This is a genomic window from Chryseobacterium sediminis (assembly GCF_008386505.1).
Lineage (GTDB): Bacteria > Bacteroidota > Bacteroidia > Flavobacteriales > Weeksellaceae > Chryseobacterium > Chryseobacterium sediminis.
This window is the reverse complement of the sequence record NZ_VUNZ01000002.1, coordinates 347,887-364,649: the sequence shown is the minus strand read 5'-3', so window position 1 is coordinate 364,649 and position 16,763 is coordinate 347,887. Positions and strand designations below refer to the sequence as shown.

Below are 16,763 nucleotides of genomic sequence, written 5' to 3'. Positions count from 1 at the left end.
CTTTTTACGACTTTATATCTGAATGGGATTTTTGCTGAGATTATTTTCGAAGAATACTCTTTTCGTCTTCTTTATATTCCTGCAAATTATTGCTCTGGTTTTGATATTCTCAAGAAATGCCATGCAGAAATCCTGGATTGCCGGGCAGACAGCTGCTTTCAATTCATGGGTTTCCGGATATATTGATGAAGGAGTTTCTTATCTGAAACTAAAACAGATCAATGAAGATCTTGTAGTTCAGAATAAAGCCCTTATGACTGAACTTTATGGAAAAGACGGATCAAAAAATCCTGTTTTCAAAAGAGTTCATGATACCATTGGAGGTGGGCAAATCTATACTTTTGTTGATGGAGAAATTGTTTTCAACAGTATCAACAGAAGAAACAACTATTTTACAATCAACCGTGGCCGTAGAGACGGAGTCTTCCCTCAGATGGGGGTAATGGCGCCAAGAGGTATTGCGGGAATTGTAATTAACTCTACAGACAGTTATGCATTAGTTCAGTCGGTCTTAAGTGTCAATAAGATCAGAATTAATGCAGCACTCAAAAACTCAGGATATTTCGGTACTTTAACGTGGAATGGTGATAACTCCAGAGTGATGCATCTTGCAGATATTCCAAAATATGTTGCATTGAAAGTAGGGGATACTGTGGTTACAGACGGTAAATCTGCAATCTTCCCTAAAGGAGTTACCATTGGTACTATTGCAGGATATTCTGTAGATAATAAAACCGGCTTTTGGGATATTTCCGTTGAGCTGAGTGAAAAAATGGGAGCGTTGAACAAAGTGTATGTAGTGAAGAATCTTAAAAAAGCAGAAGTGCAGAAGATTCAGGACACTATGCAGGCTGTAATAAAAAAAGAAAATGATTAGCAGGACTTTATTTACTGATATATTGATCATGATTTTTCTTGTGGCATTACAGATATTTGTATTGAACAGGATTACGCTTTTCGGGAAATATACTCCGGTATTGTATCCCGTATTTGTCATGTTCTATCCTTTTTTCAGGAATAAATTTCAGTTCCTGGCATTGAGCTTTTTAATAGGATTATCTATTGATGGTTTTCTTTATTCATGGGGCATCAATGCATTTGCAACAACGCTGATTGCGTATTTCAGAACGTTGATCTTCAGGACTTCTACCGATACATCTACGGACTTTTTCTCTTTTCAGTCCCTTCAATGGGCGCAGTTTTTGCTGTTTTTATTTTCCAGTATTTTCCTGCACCAGCTTTTAGTGCAGTATATAGAATTTTTTAAGTTTAGCAGATTTTTCGAAATATTGTTTAATGTGTTGGTGACTAGTGTAATTTCATTTATATTTATAGTCATTTACGCATTAATATTTAAAATCAAACAAAAAGTTTGAACACACGTTATTTTAAAATTTTTTCCATCCTTGTTGTCATCGCCCTTATTTTTGTGGCGAGGCTTGCCTATTTACAACTCTTTACAGACCGTTATGCATTAAATGCAGCGAATACCTCCATCAAAACCGAATATGTTATTCCACAGCGTGGAGTCATTTTTGACAGGAATGGTAAAATCATGGTAGGAAACCAGCCCGCTTATGAAGTCTCTTTTACACAGGCTTTAATGCGGCCGGATTTTGATACTCTCGGATTCTGTAGTCTTATGAAGATCTCCAAAGCAGATTTTATCAAAAGAATTGCTGTTATTAAAAAGGAAAAATACTATTCCAAACTGACTCCGATGACTTTTCTGAAGGACCTGAGCAGAGAAGATATAGCAAGAGTTCAGGAAATTATTTTTAAATATCCGGCTTTTAATATTGTACAAAGACCTCAGCGTCAATATGAAGTTTCCACTTCGGGGAACCTTCTGGGATACACCAGTGAAGTAAATGAGCGTGAAATAAAAAAAGATTCTGCGTACTACTTACCTGGAGATTTTATCGGAAAAACAGGAGTTGAAAAATCCTACGAAAAAGAACTTCGTGGAGTAAAAGGGGTTAAATATATCCAAAAAGATATCAGACTCCGAAACATTGGTCCTTATAAAAACGGATCTTTGGATAAAGATGTGATTACAGGTAAAGATATTACTTTAACCATTGACTATGATCTTCAGAGAACCGCTGAAGAAATGCTTGTAAATAAACACGGTGCCATTGTTGCTTTAGACCCTAATAATGGGGAAGTACTGGTTGCCGCTACAGGACCGGATATTGACCCGAATCTTTTCACAGGTCCTTATAAATCAAAAAATCTATATGCTCTGTCAAAAGATACGCTTTACGAAAATAAGCCCACTTTTGACCGTTCCTTACAGGCAGGATATCCTCCGGGATCAACATTTAAATTATTAACTGCTTTGGCAGCTATGCAGATGGGTGTAATGGATGAAAAGACTATTTTCCCTTGTGGAGGCGGATTTTTCTATAAAGGAAAAAGAATTAAAGGCCATGGTGGAGCAGATCCGCTTATTCCTTCAATTCAGGTTTCCAGTAACTGTTTTTTTACTTACGCATTTATTGCAATCATCAAAAAATATCCGGGAAATCCTTCAAAAGGTGTTGATGAATGGAAAAAGATCATGAGCAGCTTTGGAGTGGGAGAATTTTTGAATAATGATTTTGCTGTGGGTGCAAGAGGAAGAATACCTTCAGGAGATTTTTATGAAAAAAGGTTTAAAGCCATCATGAAAGCAAGCGGTTCTCAGAGAACTGATTTTAAAAACTGGGATGAGATGTCAACCGGAGCTATCTATAATGGAATGGGACAGGGAGATGTTTTGGTAACTCCTATTCAGCTTGCCAATTATGTTGGGGCGATTGCTAACAAAGGATGGTATTATACGCCACATATCGTTAAAGCAATTGACGGAAAGCCTAATCCTGATCCAAGATTTAAAGTTAAACACAAAACGTTAGTTGATCCAAAGCATTTTGAACCTGTTTTGAAAGGTATGGAAGCGGTGGTTCTGAGAGGAACGGCAAGAGGATTGAAATCCAATGACTTTACACAATTAGCCAAAACGGGAACAGCACAGGTTCCGCAAGGAAAAGATAATTCTATCTTTGTATTGATTGCCCCTGCCGAAAAACCAAAAATTGTGGTGGTTGCAGTAATGGAACATGCCGGATTCGGAGCAACGTGGGCAGGACCAGCTTGTACGGTAATTGCTGAAAAATATATTACAGGTGATCTGAAAAGAGAAAATCTTTATAAAAAAATGATCACCTCGAGTTTCATGCCGGAGTATAAAAGGCAGTGGATTGCAGATTTGAAACGTAAGGGCTTATACGTTGATCCTAAGCCGGACTCAATTAAACAAAAAAGAATAAAGGATAGTCTGGAGCTGGTAAAACAGCAAAAAGCCAAGCTGCAAAAGAAAATAGAAGAAGAAGCTAAAAAGAATAACACTGCTAAAAAAACTGTCAAGCAATGAAATGGACTGAAGGAATAGATAAACTGGGCCTTGGGCTGTATTTCCTGCTTTGTGTTTTTGCCATTGCAAATATTTACAGCGTTGACCAGAAGTTAGGGGAAAAGCAATTGATCTTTTTCTGTATTTCGCTGTTCGTGGGACTTATTATATTTTTCAGCAGAAGTAAGTTCTTTGAAAATATGGCAGGGATTATTTACATTGGCGGAGTCTTGTTGCTGATAGGATTATTTCCCTTTGGAAAAGAAATTCTGGGACAGAAGAACTGGTATAAATTTGGAAGTTTTACCATGCAACCTGTAGAATTTGCGAAGATAGGAACGGCGCTGATGCTTGCCAACTATGTTTCCGGACCTGATTTTAATCTTAAAAATAGGAAGTCTTTATTGACTACTTTAGCCATTATTGGTGTTCCTGCGGTTGTTGTTCTTGCTATTCCGGATGTAGGTTCCATGCTTGTATTTATTGCATTTTTCATTGCTTTATACAGAGAAGGACTGAGTGGCCTTTTGTTTGGAATAGGATTTCTTTTTGCCGGAGTTTTTCTGATTTCATTAGCTATACCTCCTATCTATGTTGCAGTGACAGTTCTGATAATTGCCGGTATTCTGATAGCTATGAATTATCATAGAATGTCCTGGGATGTTATTTCTATTTCAGGGATTTCAGGATCTATTCTTTTATTGTGCGGACTGGCTTTTGCATCTCCTACTATTTTAGAAAAACTGCCTAAGCACCAGAGAGAAAGAATTGATGTTCTTTATAAAGGCGAAAAGGCGTTTAGAGATACTTCAGGATACAATTTATTATATTCCAAAACAGCAATCGGATCTGGCGGGCTTTGGGGGAAAGGATACCGTGAAGGGTCAGTTACCCAGGGGAAATTTGTACCTGAACAGGAAACGGATTATATCTTTTGTACAGTGGGAGAAGAATGGGGCTTTTTAGGAAGTGCAATTCTTATTTTATGCTACATGGTTTATATCGGAAGAATATATTATCTCGCAGAAAGGCAGAAATCTACTTTTAACCGTGTCTTTGGATATTGTTTTGCCTCAATTCTTCTGATGCACTTTTCGATCAATTTAGGGATGGTTATGGGGCTTTTCCCTACGGTTGGTATTCCTCTTCCGTATTTCAGTTATGGAGGAAGTTCTCTGTTGGCGTTCTCTATGATGACTTTTATTTTCTTTAAACTTAATTATTCGGATAAAAACAGCTTGGTGTAAAGGTCTTTAAGATCAAAAAATCAACGGCTAAAAGCTGAAATTTTTATTCTTATTTAAAATCTGCCAAAGGGTGGAGTATCCTGTCATTGATAAATCATAAAAATATGAAAGAAGCTTATTTCCTGGATCAGGATTTTGAAAACACAGATTTTTCTCAACTGGAAAAAGGAGAGTATGAAAACTGTACTTTCCGAAACTGTAATTTTGAATATGCAAACTTTTCCGGATTCAGCTTTACAGACTGTGAATTTACAGAGTGTAACCTCAGCATGGTAAAGCTAGTGAAGACGGCTTTTCATGATGTGATTTTTAAAGAATGTAAAATGTTTGGGCTTCAGTTTAATGATTGTAATGCATTCGGGCTATCTTTTAGATTTGATGGATGCGCTTTAAATAATTCCGTTTTCTATCAGACCTCTATTAAGAAAACTGTTTTCAAAAATTCCAGATTAATTGAGGTCGATTTCACAGAATGTGATGCCTCAAATGCTGTCTTTAGTAATTGTGATCTCTCGGGTGCTGTTTTTGACACTTCAAAACTTGAAAAAGCTGATTTCAGAACATCGGTTAATTATTCAATAGATCCGGCCTTAAACAGGCTTAAAAAGGCCAGATTTTCACTTTCTGAAATATATGGACTATTGTATAAACTGGACATTGAAATTGATAAGAATAGCTGATATCTTAATTGTGTAATAATAAATCATACATACTAATTGAATAAAAGCGGGTTTTAGCCTGCTTTTCTCTTTGGTACATTCTATCCAATGACTTTAGGCAAAACGTATTGTAAATAGCAAATAAAAAAGCCATCAGAACTCTGATGGCTTCATTATTTAAATCAATTATTTATAAAATTAAAAATTTGCTGGTGTAGTGGGAGTCGTTGAAGCTAAGTTATTGTAAGCTTCTCCTTCTTCGTTGATTACTCTTTTAGCGAATCTGAACTTAGGTCCCCAATAAGAATCATTCAGTGAAGAAATCATTACTCCTTTTGATGTTGCTGCGTGGATAAACTTAATCTCCCCCTCTTCAGTAACACTTTCTACAATACCTACGTGAGAAATTCTTCTTCCGTGAGAAAAGAAAATCAAATCTCCTTTCTGTAGTTCTCCTTTTTCAATTCTTTCTCCTTCCTGAGCCTGAGATGCTGCTACTCTAGGTAAGCTAAGACCTGCAGCTGCCCCGAATACAGAAAGAACGAAAGCTGAACAATCTATACCGTTTCTTGTAGTACCTCCGTATCTGTAAGGAGTTCCAAGGTATGTTTCAGCTTCTTCAAGGATACCGTCAATGGTTTTATTATGTTTGATTGCTTTTGCAATCTCAGAATTCTTAACTGCTTTTTTAGCACTAGCGATAGATGCAGCCTTTTCAGCTAAGAAAGAGTCGATAAGTTTCTGCTTATCCTGCTCCATTCTTTTGTTATCTATAGAAGCTAGTTTGGCATCTGTTTTGTATTCTTTTGTGTAAGTTGCTGGTTTTGAAACCACATAATTTGTAGCACACGATTGCAATGAAACTGTAGTAACTAAAGCAACTAAATAAAACAAAACTCTTTTCTTCATATATATTTGATTATCCGTGTTAAAAAGGAATATTTATTTTCAAAAGCAATACAAAAGTAGAGATTCCGAGTAAAAGACCCCTGATATGATAATTGTCAGGATCTTATTTTAACACATTTTAACATATTGTTTACATATGTTAAAGAAAAATAAACCGCAACGGCCTATTTTTGGTAAGTATGCGGTTTTTTTTATTAAGATTCTTTAACAAACGATGTCGATTTTCTTCTATATATAAGGTTTCTTAATTTAAAGTCCTCATTTTCAAGTCTGTTAATAAAACAAAAAAATTCCCCGGTTTTCCGGGGAATTTAAACTAATATGGAACTTTACAGGACGTTATTTTGTAAACAACATTTCTCTGTATTTTGTCATCGGCCAAAGCTCATCGTCTACCATCATTTCCAATGCATCAGAAGCTTCTCTGATTGGGTCAAATAATGGCTTTACTTTATTACAATAGCTTTCTGCCTGTTTTTGGCTGTCTGATATGCTTTTTGCTGTATCTCTGGCTTTCAGAAGATCTTCAACACCAAGCTTAATTTTAGAAACATTTTCAGAAATGCTTGTAATTAAACTCATTTGTTCTTTTGCCAAAGTTTTGAACTCTTTGTCACCAAAGATTTCTTTAAGACCTTTTACGTTCTCGATTAATCTGTTCTGATAATTTAATGCAGAAGGAATAATGTGGTTTCTTGCGATATCACCTAAAACTCTTGATTCAATATCAATAACCGTAGAGTATTTCTCTAATTTAATTTCGTTTCTTGCTTCAACTTCTCTGTGGTTAAAGATTCCCATCTCTTCATATAGATCTAAGAATTTCTTATCCATTTCCTGTTTTAAAGCTTCAGGAGTTGTTTTAAGGTTGTTCAATCCTCTTTTCTTAGCTTCTTTTGCCCAGTCATCAGAATATCCGTCACCTTCAAACATAATGTTTTTACACTGTTTGATGTATTCTCTCAATACATTGAAGATTGCTTCATCCTTTTTAAGGCCTGTCTCAATTAAAGCATCAACTTCTTTCTTGAAATCATTTAATTGTTTTGCCGCAATTGTGTTCATTACTGTCATAGATTCTGCACAGTTCGCAGAAGAACCTACCGCTCTGATTTCAAATTTATTTCCTGTAAATGCAAATGGAGAAGTTCTGTTTCTATCTGTGTTATCTAATAAGATTTCAGGAATCTTTCCAACTACATTTAATTTTAATTCTGTTTTCTCTTCCGGAGATAGTTTTCCATTGGTTACTTTTTCAAGTTCTTCTAGAACACTGAAAAGCTGGCTTCCGATGAATACGGAAATAATTGCCGGTGGAGCTTCGTTGGCACCAAGTCTGTGGTCATTGCTTGCAGAAGCAATACTTGCTCTTAAAAGATCTGCATATTCATGAACCGCTTTGATCGTGTTAACAAAGAATGTTAAGAACTGAAGGTTTTTCTTCGGATTTCTTCCCGGGCTTAGAAGGTTTTCTCCTGTATCAGTTGCCAAAGACCAGTTATTGTGCTTTCCGCTTCCGTTTACTCCTGCGAATGGTTTTTCGTGGAAAAGAATGTGGAAGTGGTGTTTATGAGCTACTCTTGCCATGATATCCATCAATAAAGAGTTGTGGTCTACAGCAACGTTTACTTCCTCAAACATTGGAGCAAGCTCAAACTGGTTAGGTGCAACCTCGTTGTGTCTTGTTGTTGCAGGGATACCCAATTTCATACACTCGATTTCCAACTCTTTCATGAAGTTCATTACTCTTGTAGGAATAGAACCGAAATAGTGGTCATCTAACTGCTGTCCTTTTGCTGGAGAATGTCCAAGTAATGTCTTACCTGTTAATACAAGGTCCGGACGAGATTGGTATAATGCTGAATCTACAAGGAAATATTCCTGTTCCCAGCCTAAAGTAGGAGTTACCTTTGTTACGTTTTTGTCAAAATACTGCATTACATTAGTTGCAGCTTCGTCTACAGCATTCAACGCTCTTAAAAGTGGAGCCTTATAATCTAAAGTCTCTCCTGTATAAGAGATAAAGATGGAAGGAATACATAATGTAGTTCCCATAATGAATGCCGGAGATGTAGGATCCCAAGCTGTATACCCTCTTGCCTCAAAAGTGTTTCTGATACCTCCGTTAGGGAAAGACGATGCGTCTGGCTCCTGTTGAATAAGCATGTTTCCGCTGAATCTTTCAATAGCTCTGCCTCCTTCAATTGGAGTGAAGAAAGAATCGTGCTTTTCTGCAGTAGTACCTGTTAAAGGCTGAAACCAGTGAGTATAGTGTGTTACCCCTTTGCTCATTGCCCAGTCTTTCATTGCTACCGCTACCTGATCTGCAATATGTCTTTGGATCTTAGTTCCTTTTTTAATTGCGTCCATGATAGAACCGAATGCTTCTTTCGTTAAATATTCTCTCATGGTTTCTTCTGAGAAAACATTTTTACAGAATAGCTCTGATAATTTCGCAGGGATCTCAACAGAGTTGTCTTTTCTGAAATCCTTAAATGGAAGGGTTTCTAATGCTTTGAATCTTAAGGTTGACATAATTGGGTTGATTTTTTACAGGGCAAATTTACAAAAAAAATGAATCGAAAACATTTTGACCCTAAAATTTTTAGGGGTGTTGTGAAAATTTATGTAATTTAAACAATTGTTTGGTGTTTTTTAACAGGGTGTTTTGTGATTTACTATTTAAATCATGGTGTTCTGGGCCTGTTTTATAGGGTATGAACGTAAATATACTATATATTTTACAAATTACAACTATATGATGGGATTAAGCTACTTATTAAAAGACAGTTAAAATAAGTTGAGCGGAGATTTTGTATATTTGTGTGAAATTTATTTTATGACAAATTCTAGAGCAAGAGAAACAACGGAGGCTATTGAAAGACTATACATCTCTATGAGACACTTATTTTATAGAGGGTTTTTCAAGCCGGGAGGAGTTTCAGGAGAGAGTATCAGAAGTTTGTTAAAGACCATCAATCCGGAAATTTATGGAACCATGAATATTCCAAGTAAATTGGAGCTTGACGGGTTGATGTATGTTTTAGACAGGCTTCCGGAAGGAATTGAAGAATGTGCTTTTATTCATCTTACATCAGATGAAGGTTTTGATAAAGGAAGTTTCGAGCCTATTGTTCCAAAGAAAAGAAGAAGAAACTGTTATAGAATAGACGAACACCAGATGAATATTGAGGTTCTTTTGGGCCGTTCCGAAATTTATGACATTCTTACCCACCTTACATTCCTATTTATAGAAGCTGATAAAATCCGTAACCTGGCATTTATTCAGGATGAAAACTGGAAGCCGACACGTGCCTTTAAGATTATTGAAGAGGTTGTGAAAGGGGAAAAGAAATTCAGCAGAAAAGAAAAAGAGGTGGCACTTATTCATCTTTCTTCTTTAATAGGAAGATCTTTTGATGAAACATTAAGAGCTTACAATACTTTCGGTGATGATCATAATCCTGACCGTTTATTCAAAATCATCTACAACTTAGGAAAAGTAAGTCTTGAAGACGCTAAAAGCACCAGAGAAAGAGAAATTCATTTCAGTTCTATATTAAAGGAAAGAGTAGGGCACCATTATTTTGGGGAGAAATGGGCAAATAAAGTGAAAGAGGTTTTATTTGAAAATGATCTTCATATGAGACCTTTGCACATTATTTCTGCCAATATGCACTCTGTGAAAAATATGCTGTATGCCAATAACGCTCTTAAAAAGAAACAGCATCACGAGATCGACTATAAACTATACGAAGATATCTCCAACAAAAAAGAACTTCGCGACAAAGTATTAAAATATGCTTTGGACGAAGGAATGATTCATATCGCTGATAAAAGCGGAAGTAATATAGATGTTCAGATTATAGACCTGAGCAAAACAGATCTGAAGAATACACCATTTGCAGATTGCAAATTCGGAGGAGATGATGTTGTAATGGTCTTCGATTATGCTTTCGGAGAGCAGGCTTTTGAGGTGATGGATGAGCTTTTAAGGCCTTTTGAACATAAAGGGGAAATCTATATGATGAAAGTGAAATCCGTTTCTATCATGGGGAAAGCTGGCATTCTTACAGGAGAAAAAGGAGATATTATGATTCCTACTTCTCATATTTTTGAAGGAACTGCGGACAACTATCCATTTGAGAATACACTGAAGCTGGAAGATTTCAAAGATGATGAATTAAAAGCCTTTGAAGGTCCAATGATTACTGTTTTGGGAACTTCACTGCAAAACAGAGATATCTTATCCTATTTTATGAACACTTCATGGAAGGCGATTGGTCTTGAAATGGAAGGAGCGCATTATCAGAAAGCAATTCAGGTAGCATCCAAGATCAGACATCACATTTCACCGGATCTGTTTGTAATGTATGCTTATTACGCTTCTGATAATCCGTTGGAAACAGGAAGTACATTATCTTCAGGAGGGCTGGGTCTTACAGGAGTAAAACCAACTTATCTGATCACTTTGAGAATCCTTGAAAAGATTCTAAGAAGCGGAAAGAAAGAAGTTTCTGCTAAAAAATAATTGTAATTTAATATTATTATATCAACCTCAGATGTATTTTGCATTTGAGGTTTTTTTGTAATTAGTTAAACACGAATATCACAAATTTATTTGCACAAATTGCACTATTTTATTGTGTTTAAAATAGTGGTTTTCATTGGTGAAATTTGTGTTTAAATAAAAACCTATCTTTAGGAAACATAAATAAATATCCATGAGCTCAGTTTCACAACTTGCGAAAAGATTCAGAGAAGTTCTACTTGATGGTCTGTGGATCGCCAATACCAATTTTAAAGACCAGCTTTCAGACGTTACCTGGGAACAGGCAGTGAAGAAGATTGATTCTTTAAATACCATTGCCATGCTCACTTTTCACATTGATTATTATATTGCTGGGATTGTTAATGTTTTTGAAGGGGGTGATCTCGAGATCAAAGATAAATTCAGTTTTGATCTTCCTCCTATAGAGTCTCAGGAACAATGGGAAGAATTGCTAAATAAACTATGGATGGACTCCGAAAAATTCGCAGTATTCCTGGAACAGATGCCTGAATCTAAACTTGATGAGGTATTTGTTGACGAAAAATACGGCACTTACCGAAGAAATATCGATGGTATGATTGAGCATAGCTATTATCATCTGGGACAGATTACTTTAATGAAGAAACTTTTGAAAAACGAATAAGCTATTTGCAGAGATATTCCCAAAGGACTCCACCTTGACAAGGATCATAGCAAATAAAGCTCAAAGAAAATTTAACAAACCAGATGAAAACTTATCTAAAACCATATTAAACAAAATAAAATCTCAAAATAACTCCTATTTGAGGGTCTTGTTTAAATTACCTACCTTTAAAAAAAATAAAATTTTAAATGAGAAAATCGGCTGCAATCATTTTTGCGTTTATCATTTCACAATTTCAGGCTCAGCAAGGAGCTTATTATCAGCAGGCTGCGAAGTACAAGATGGATATTGATGTGAATGCTGAAAAATTTACCTATCAGGGAAAACAGACTTTAGAATACACCAACAATTCGCCGGATGAGCTGAATGTAGTGTATTTCCATCTATATTGGAACGCTTTCAAGCCTAATTCTATGATGGACCAAAGAGTGGCTTCCCAAGGCAAGAATGGTGACGGAAGGTTGCAGAAAGACGGTATTTCAAGACTGGCTTCCATTCCAAAAGATCAGGAAGGGGCTCAGAATATCCACTGGATTAAACAAAATGGAAAAGACCTGAAATTTGAAGTTCAGGAAACCATTATGAAAGTATATCTGGCAGAACCTATCAAACCGAATTCTACAACTACTTTTACAATGGACTGGGACTCTGTGATTCCTCAGCAGATCAGAAGAAGCGGAAGAAACAACAGAGAAGGGGTAGATATGACGATGACTCAGTGGTATCCGAAAATTGCAGAGTACGATTATGACGGTTGGGCAACTTTCGATTATTTGGGAAGAGAATTTCATGCTCCATTTTCAGACTTTGATGTTACAATTAAAATCAATAAAGATTATGTAGTAGGAGCAGGAGGTATCCTTGAAAACCCTAAAGGCGTGAAAGGATATGAAACTAAAAGTCTACTTGTAGTAGATAAAGATAATAAAGTTACATGGAAATGGACCGCAAAAAATATTCTTGATTTTGCATGGAGTGCAGACAGAGATTATTCTGTAGAAAGCTTCAATGTTCCGGAAGGGCCAAAAGTTTATCTGGTATATCAGAAAAATGATAAAACAAAAGCATGGGGTGAATCCCAGCCTTATATCACCAAATATTTCCAGATCATGAATGATCACTTTGGAAAATATGTATATCCTACATATGCGTTCATTCAGGGAGGTGACGGTGGAATGGAATACGGAATGTGTACCATGATTTTAGGGGAAGCTAAAAGCGTTAAAGATTTAATGGGCTTAATGGCTCACGAAGGATCTCACTCATGGTATCAGCAAATGCTTGCTACCAATGAATCTGTACGTCCATGGATGGATGAAGGCTTTACAAGCTATGCAGAAGGATATACCATGTATCAGCTATTCCCTGAAGATATGCCGAACCCATTTGCTAAAACAATAGATGCTTACAGAAATTTTATTAAGAAAGGAATTGAAGAGCCGGCAGTCTGGCTTGGTGATCACCATGATAATGGTACAGCTTACACGTATGCATCCTATGTAAAAGGGGAGTTATATCTTGTACAGCTTGGATATATTATGGGAGAGCAGAATCTTGCAGAAACCTTGAAGCAATATTATGATCAGTGGAGTATGAAGCATCCTTCAGACAGAGATTTCCTTCACATTGCACAGAAAGTTTCCGGGATGGATCTGAAATGGTTCCATAACTATTGGATCAATACTACAAAGACGATTGATTACGGAATAAAGGATGTAAAATATGATGCAAAATCTACAACCATTACTTTAATCAACAATGGTCAGGTTCCAATGCCGATAGATTTTGGAGTGATGACAGCGGATAAAAAAGTAGTGACTTATCAGATTCCGTTGAATATGACTCATACATGGAAAGAGAAAGATATCTACGGAGAGTTTAAAACAATGCCTTACTGGCCTTGGACTCAGAAAGAGTATACTCTTACTATTCCTTACACAAAATCTCAGTTATCTGTTTTGGGAATTGATTTCAGTCAGAGAATTGCAGACGTGAATGTGGAGAATAATTTTGTAGAGGTGAAATAATTCATAGAAAATAATGATATAAACGGCGCGGGAATAAAATTTCCGCGCCGTTTAATGTAAAGAACAGAGACTTAATAAATGTCGGTTTGTTTAAACAGACTTGTTTTGCATTTAAAAGCTTTTTAGAGAAGTATTTTTAAGATAACCTTAATTTATAAGAGATTTGAGATCGGGTTTTTATAAAAATGATTAAATTTAATCCCTCAAAATCAAGCGGGAATTTCAATTATAAATCTTGAATTTCTTCTGAAAAATATGTCAATGAATTCAATCGTAATCAACGTAGGGAACAGCAATATCAGATTTGGTCTTTTCAATGGTGATAATTGTGATATTTCGTGGGTAATCAATACAAAACCTTACAGAACTGCAGATGAACTTTATGTACAGATGCTGATGCTTTATCAAACCTATAAAATTGAGCCAACAGAAATTGATAAAGTAATTATCGGGTCAGTAGTACCTCAGCTTACCAAAGTAATGAGTTCCGGGATCAAAAAAATTCATGGGGTTTCTCCCGTGATTGTTGACCGTACAACTCCTTCAGAGGTTCAGGCAAAGTCAAAGCAGATGGGAACAGATATCTATGCAAATCTTGTGGCAGCACACAATCTGTATCCCAACAGGAAAAAAATTGTTATAGATTTCGGAACCGCTCTTACAGCCAGTTGTGTGGCAGAAACAGGAGAAACTCTGGGAGTGATTATTGCTCCGGGAATTGTTACTTCCTTAAATTCGCTGATCAACCAGACGGCACAGCTTCCGGACATTGAACTGAAAAAGCCAAAATCTGTTTTGGGCCTGGATACGGTAACATGCATGCAAAGCGGAATGGTATATGGCTTCCTTGGAATGGTAGAAGGTTTTGTGAATCGCATCAATGAAGAGGTAAATGATGAGTGTTTTGTGGTAGCAACAGGTGGTGTTTCCCACGTTTATAAGCCCCTTACGGATAAGATTCATGTGATGGACAGGCTCCATACATTGAAAGGTCTTTATTTCCTGGGGAAAGATTTATAATGAAAAATTAAGACTGACTTCAGGTCATACCCTTAGTTTTATTCTCAACTTTAACCTTAATAGCATGGAAAAATTTCCCATCATAGAAACCGAAAGACTTATTCTCTCCCAACTGGAAGAAAAGGATATTCCTTTCATCGTTGAATATCTTCAGCATAGGATTTTTTCTGATCTTACCTCTAATATTCCTTATCCATATGTGGAAAATGATGCCAGAGGCTGGCTGAAAATGTCGAAAGAAGCTTTTGATAATCAAACAGGATATACTTTTGCTATCAGAAATAAAGAAGGGCATATAATAGGTGCTATTGGGCTGCATGACAGGGATGATGATAAAGCAGAGCTGGGATACTGGATAGGAATGTCTTATTGGAATAAAGGATATGTAACAGAAGCCGCAAGAGCAATCGTAGATTTTGGTTTTAATGGTCTTGGTTTCCATAAAATATTTGCTACCCATTTTTTTCATAATCCGGCATCTGGAAGAATAATGGAGAAAATAGGAATGGAGCAGGAGGCTGTTTTAAAGCAGGAAATAAAGAAAGACGGAGAATATTTTGATATTGTGAGATATTCTATTTTTAAAAACTGATTCTAGCTTCTATAAAAATAAAAGCCAGAGAATATTAAAAATGTTCTCTGGCTTTTTTTATCTTTTACTTTTAAAAAAATCTTTAACAATAGAAGAGCATTCGGCTTCCATGATCCCTGTAATAATTTCTGTTTTCGGGTGGAGAGAAAGGTGTTTATTGATAAACCCTCTTTGTTCATCCCGCGCACCAATCACTACTTTTGAGATCTGAGACCAGGAAAGTGCCCCTGAACACATCACACATGGTTCCATGGTTACATACAATGTACAGTCTTTTAAATACTTTCCTCCAAGGAAATTTGCAGCTGAGGTGATGGCCTGCATTTCTGCATGAGCAGTAACATCATTCAGTGTCTCAGTGAGATTGTGGGCCCTTGCAATAATTCTGTTGTTGGAAACTACTACACATCCAATAGGGACTTCATCTTTTTCTAAGGCCGTTTCTGCTTCCTGCAGAGCCATTTTCATGTAATATTCGTCTGTAAACATTTTGTTTAATCAAATTTTAATGTGAAAGGAACTCTCAAACGGGCTCTTTGAGGAATTCCGTCTTTTGTAGCAGGCTGCCATTTCTTTTGGGTAAGTAAAACAGCAATTTCCGCCTCTCTGTTAAACGTTGGATTTTCCCCAAAACCTTTTGCTGTAATAATGCTGCCGTCTTTTTCTATAATGAATATTACAATACTCTGAAGAGTCCCTTTACCTTGAATACCCTGTGATTCTGCATTGAAATTATTGGCAATTTCTTTTTTGAAAGCATCCATGCCATCTGGATATTCAGGCAGGATATATCTTTCATCTTTGGGTGCTGTTAAATTACTATCGGAAATAGGATAAGCAGACTGCATATTTTGCAGTTCTTTTTCGTATTCCTGATCTCTTTTAAGCTTCAGAGAACTTATTTCATTATCTTTTTTTAAGGCTATTTTGGCACGTTTTCTTAAAGAAGCTTTTGTAAGGGCATCTTTGTAGCTGCTTTCCATATTCTGAATTTCAGCATCATATTTTTCTTTGATAATTTTAAGCCTTTCTACTTGCTGCGAGAAATAAAAATTGAAGATGAAAAGCAGGATTGCACTGCAAACTTTTTTCATTATTCAGTTATCGTTAAAGTTAAAGGAAGTTTAAAACGGTAGGTTGTAGGATCACCTTTTATCATTGCGGGAGAAAACTTTTCTGCCAGGGAATATAATGCAATTTCTGCCTGCCTGTTGAAGGTGAAATTATCGCCCTGTGCATGAACATTACTTACTGTACCATCCTTTTCCACAATAAAATCAACATCTGTTTTTATCATTTTTTCTAAGGAATAGACTCCATCAACATATAGCAGATTGGCTACCTCCTGTCTCAAAGAATTAAGTCCTCCGGGGTAATCTGCAATTTTTTCTGCGTCTGAAAATTTTTCAGATGGGATTAATTTTGGATTTTTGATGGTTTGGAGGTCTTCCAGATTTCTGACTTTCAATAAAGCTCCAATCAAAGCGTTGTTTTCAATGCTGTCCATTTTTTTCATGAAAAAGAGAAAGTCTCCTTTTATGGCTACCTTTTTATCAGCATTGGATTCAGCGTCAAACTTTTTTTTGAACTCTTTATTCAGCATATTTCTGTGCTGGTTGTAATAGCTCTTTACAAGCCGGAATTCTTCTTTCTGCTGCGCAAGAAAAAAGGTGGTGATAAAGCAGCTGATGCCAACAAATAAAGTTTTCAATAACGG

The 16,763-nt window shown here is 36.2% G+C and carries 15 protein-coding genes; 10 read left to right on the top strand and 5 right to left on the bottom strand.

What is annotated here, in order from left to right; translation table 11 throughout:
* The first annotated feature begins 22 nt into the window (after positions 1-22).
* The 5 genes from mreC to FW780_RS13690 all read left to right on the top strand — a co-directional run bounded on the left by mreC (position 23) and on the right by FW780_RS13690 (position 5,324).
* Positions 23-877 (top strand): rod shape-determining protein MreC, encoded by an 855-nt coding sequence (gene mreC / locus FW780_RS13710; RefSeq protein WP_047376236.1) that lies wholly within the window; start codon positions 23-25, stop codon positions 875-877.
* Positions 870-1,376, top strand: coding sequence for a hypothetical protein (locus FW780_RS13705; RefSeq protein ID WP_002982456.1), 507 nt, complete (start codon positions 870-872; stop codon positions 1,374-1,376). The genes mreC and FW780_RS13705 overlap by 8 nt, the downstream gene beginning before the upstream one ends.
* Positions 1,373-3,418, top strand: a complete 2,046-nt coding sequence (locus FW780_RS13700; protein ID WP_149834105.1) for a peptidoglycan D,D-transpeptidase FtsI family protein — start codon at positions 1,373-1,375, stop codon at positions 3,416-3,418. Before FW780_RS13705 ends, FW780_RS13700 begins: the two co-directional genes overlap by 4 nt.
* Positions 3,415-4,644, top strand: a complete 1,230-nt coding sequence (gene rodA, locus FW780_RS13695) for a rod shape-determining protein RodA (protein WP_149834104.1) — start codon at positions 3,415-3,417, stop codon at positions 4,642-4,644. Before FW780_RS13700 ends, rodA begins: the two co-directional genes overlap by 4 nt.
* A gap of 104 nt (positions 4,645-4,748) precedes the next feature.
* Positions 4,749-5,324: a pentapeptide repeat-containing protein gene (locus FW780_RS13690; protein ID WP_149834103.1), complete on the top strand. Its 576-nt coding sequence runs from the start codon at positions 4,749-4,751 to the stop codon at positions 5,322-5,324.
* Positions 5,325-5,501: 177 nt separating this feature from the next.
* Here the strand turns inward: FW780_RS13690 and FW780_RS13685 are convergent, their stop codons facing one another.
* Both FW780_RS13685 and FW780_RS13680 read right to left on the bottom strand, forming a co-directional pair.
* Positions 5,502-6,212 carry a C40 family peptidase gene (locus FW780_RS13685; protein WP_149834102.1) on the bottom strand — a complete coding sequence of 237 codons (711 nt, stop codon included), beginning with the start codon at positions 6,210-6,212 and terminating at the stop codon, positions 5,502-5,504.
* Positions 6,213-6,551: 339 nt separating this feature from the next.
* Positions 6,552-8,747, bottom strand: a complete 2,196-nt coding sequence (locus FW780_RS13680) for a glutamine synthetase III family protein (RefSeq protein ID WP_149834101.1) — start codon at positions 8,745-8,747, stop codon at positions 6,552-6,554.
* Between the two features lie 304 nt (positions 8,748-9,051).
* Between FW780_RS13680 and FW780_RS13675 the strand changes: the two genes are divergently transcribed.
* The 5 genes from FW780_RS13675 (at position 9,052) to FW780_RS13655 (ending at position 15,046) form a co-directional block, all read left to right on the top strand.
* Positions 9,052-10,743, top strand: a complete 1,692-nt coding sequence (locus FW780_RS13675; protein WP_149834100.1) for a DUF6909 family protein — start codon at positions 9,052-9,054, stop codon at positions 10,741-10,743.
* 193 nt (positions 10,744-10,936) lie between these two features.
* On the top strand, positions 10,937-11,407 hold the full coding sequence (locus FW780_RS13670; RefSeq protein ID WP_149834099.1) for a DinB family protein: 471 nt from the start codon (positions 10,937-10,939) through the stop codon (positions 11,405-11,407).
* A gap of 188 nt (positions 11,408-11,595) precedes the next feature.
* Positions 11,596-13,434: a M1 family metallopeptidase gene (locus FW780_RS13665; RefSeq protein ID WP_149834098.1), complete on the top strand. Its 1,839-nt coding sequence runs from the start codon at positions 11,596-11,598 to the stop codon at positions 13,432-13,434.
* 261 nt (positions 13,435-13,695) lie between these two features.
* Entirely contained in the window at positions 13,696-14,454 is a 759-nt protein-coding gene (locus tag FW780_RS13660; RefSeq protein WP_149834097.1) for a type III pantothenate kinase, read from the top strand.
* Between the two features lie 64 nt (positions 14,455-14,518).
* Positions 14,519-15,046, top strand: a complete 528-nt coding sequence (locus FW780_RS13655) for a GNAT family N-acetyltransferase (protein ID WP_149834096.1) — start codon at positions 14,519-14,521, stop codon at positions 15,044-15,046.
* A gap of 57 nt (positions 15,047-15,103) precedes the next feature.
* Here FW780_RS13655 and FW780_RS13650 read toward each other — a convergent pair whose 3' ends face one another.
* From FW780_RS13650 to FW780_RS13640, 3 genes are read right to left on the bottom strand one after another with little or no spacing between them, the layout of a single operon-like run.
* Positions 15,104-15,535, bottom strand: coding sequence for a nucleoside deaminase (locus FW780_RS13650; protein WP_149834095.1), 432 nt, complete (start codon positions 15,533-15,535; stop codon positions 15,104-15,106).
* 5 nt (positions 15,536-15,540) lie between these two features.
* Positions 15,541-16,140: an energy transducer TonB gene (locus FW780_RS13645; protein WP_149834094.1), complete on the bottom strand. Its 600-nt coding sequence runs from the start codon at positions 16,138-16,140 to the stop codon at positions 15,541-15,543.
* A complete protein-coding gene (locus FW780_RS13640; protein WP_241676910.1) occupies positions 16,140-16,757 on the bottom strand; it encodes a hypothetical protein in 618 nt (205 codons plus the stop codon). Before FW780_RS13640 ends, FW780_RS13645 begins: the two co-directional genes overlap by 1 nt.
* Between the last annotated feature and the right edge of the window lie 6 nt (positions 16,758-16,763).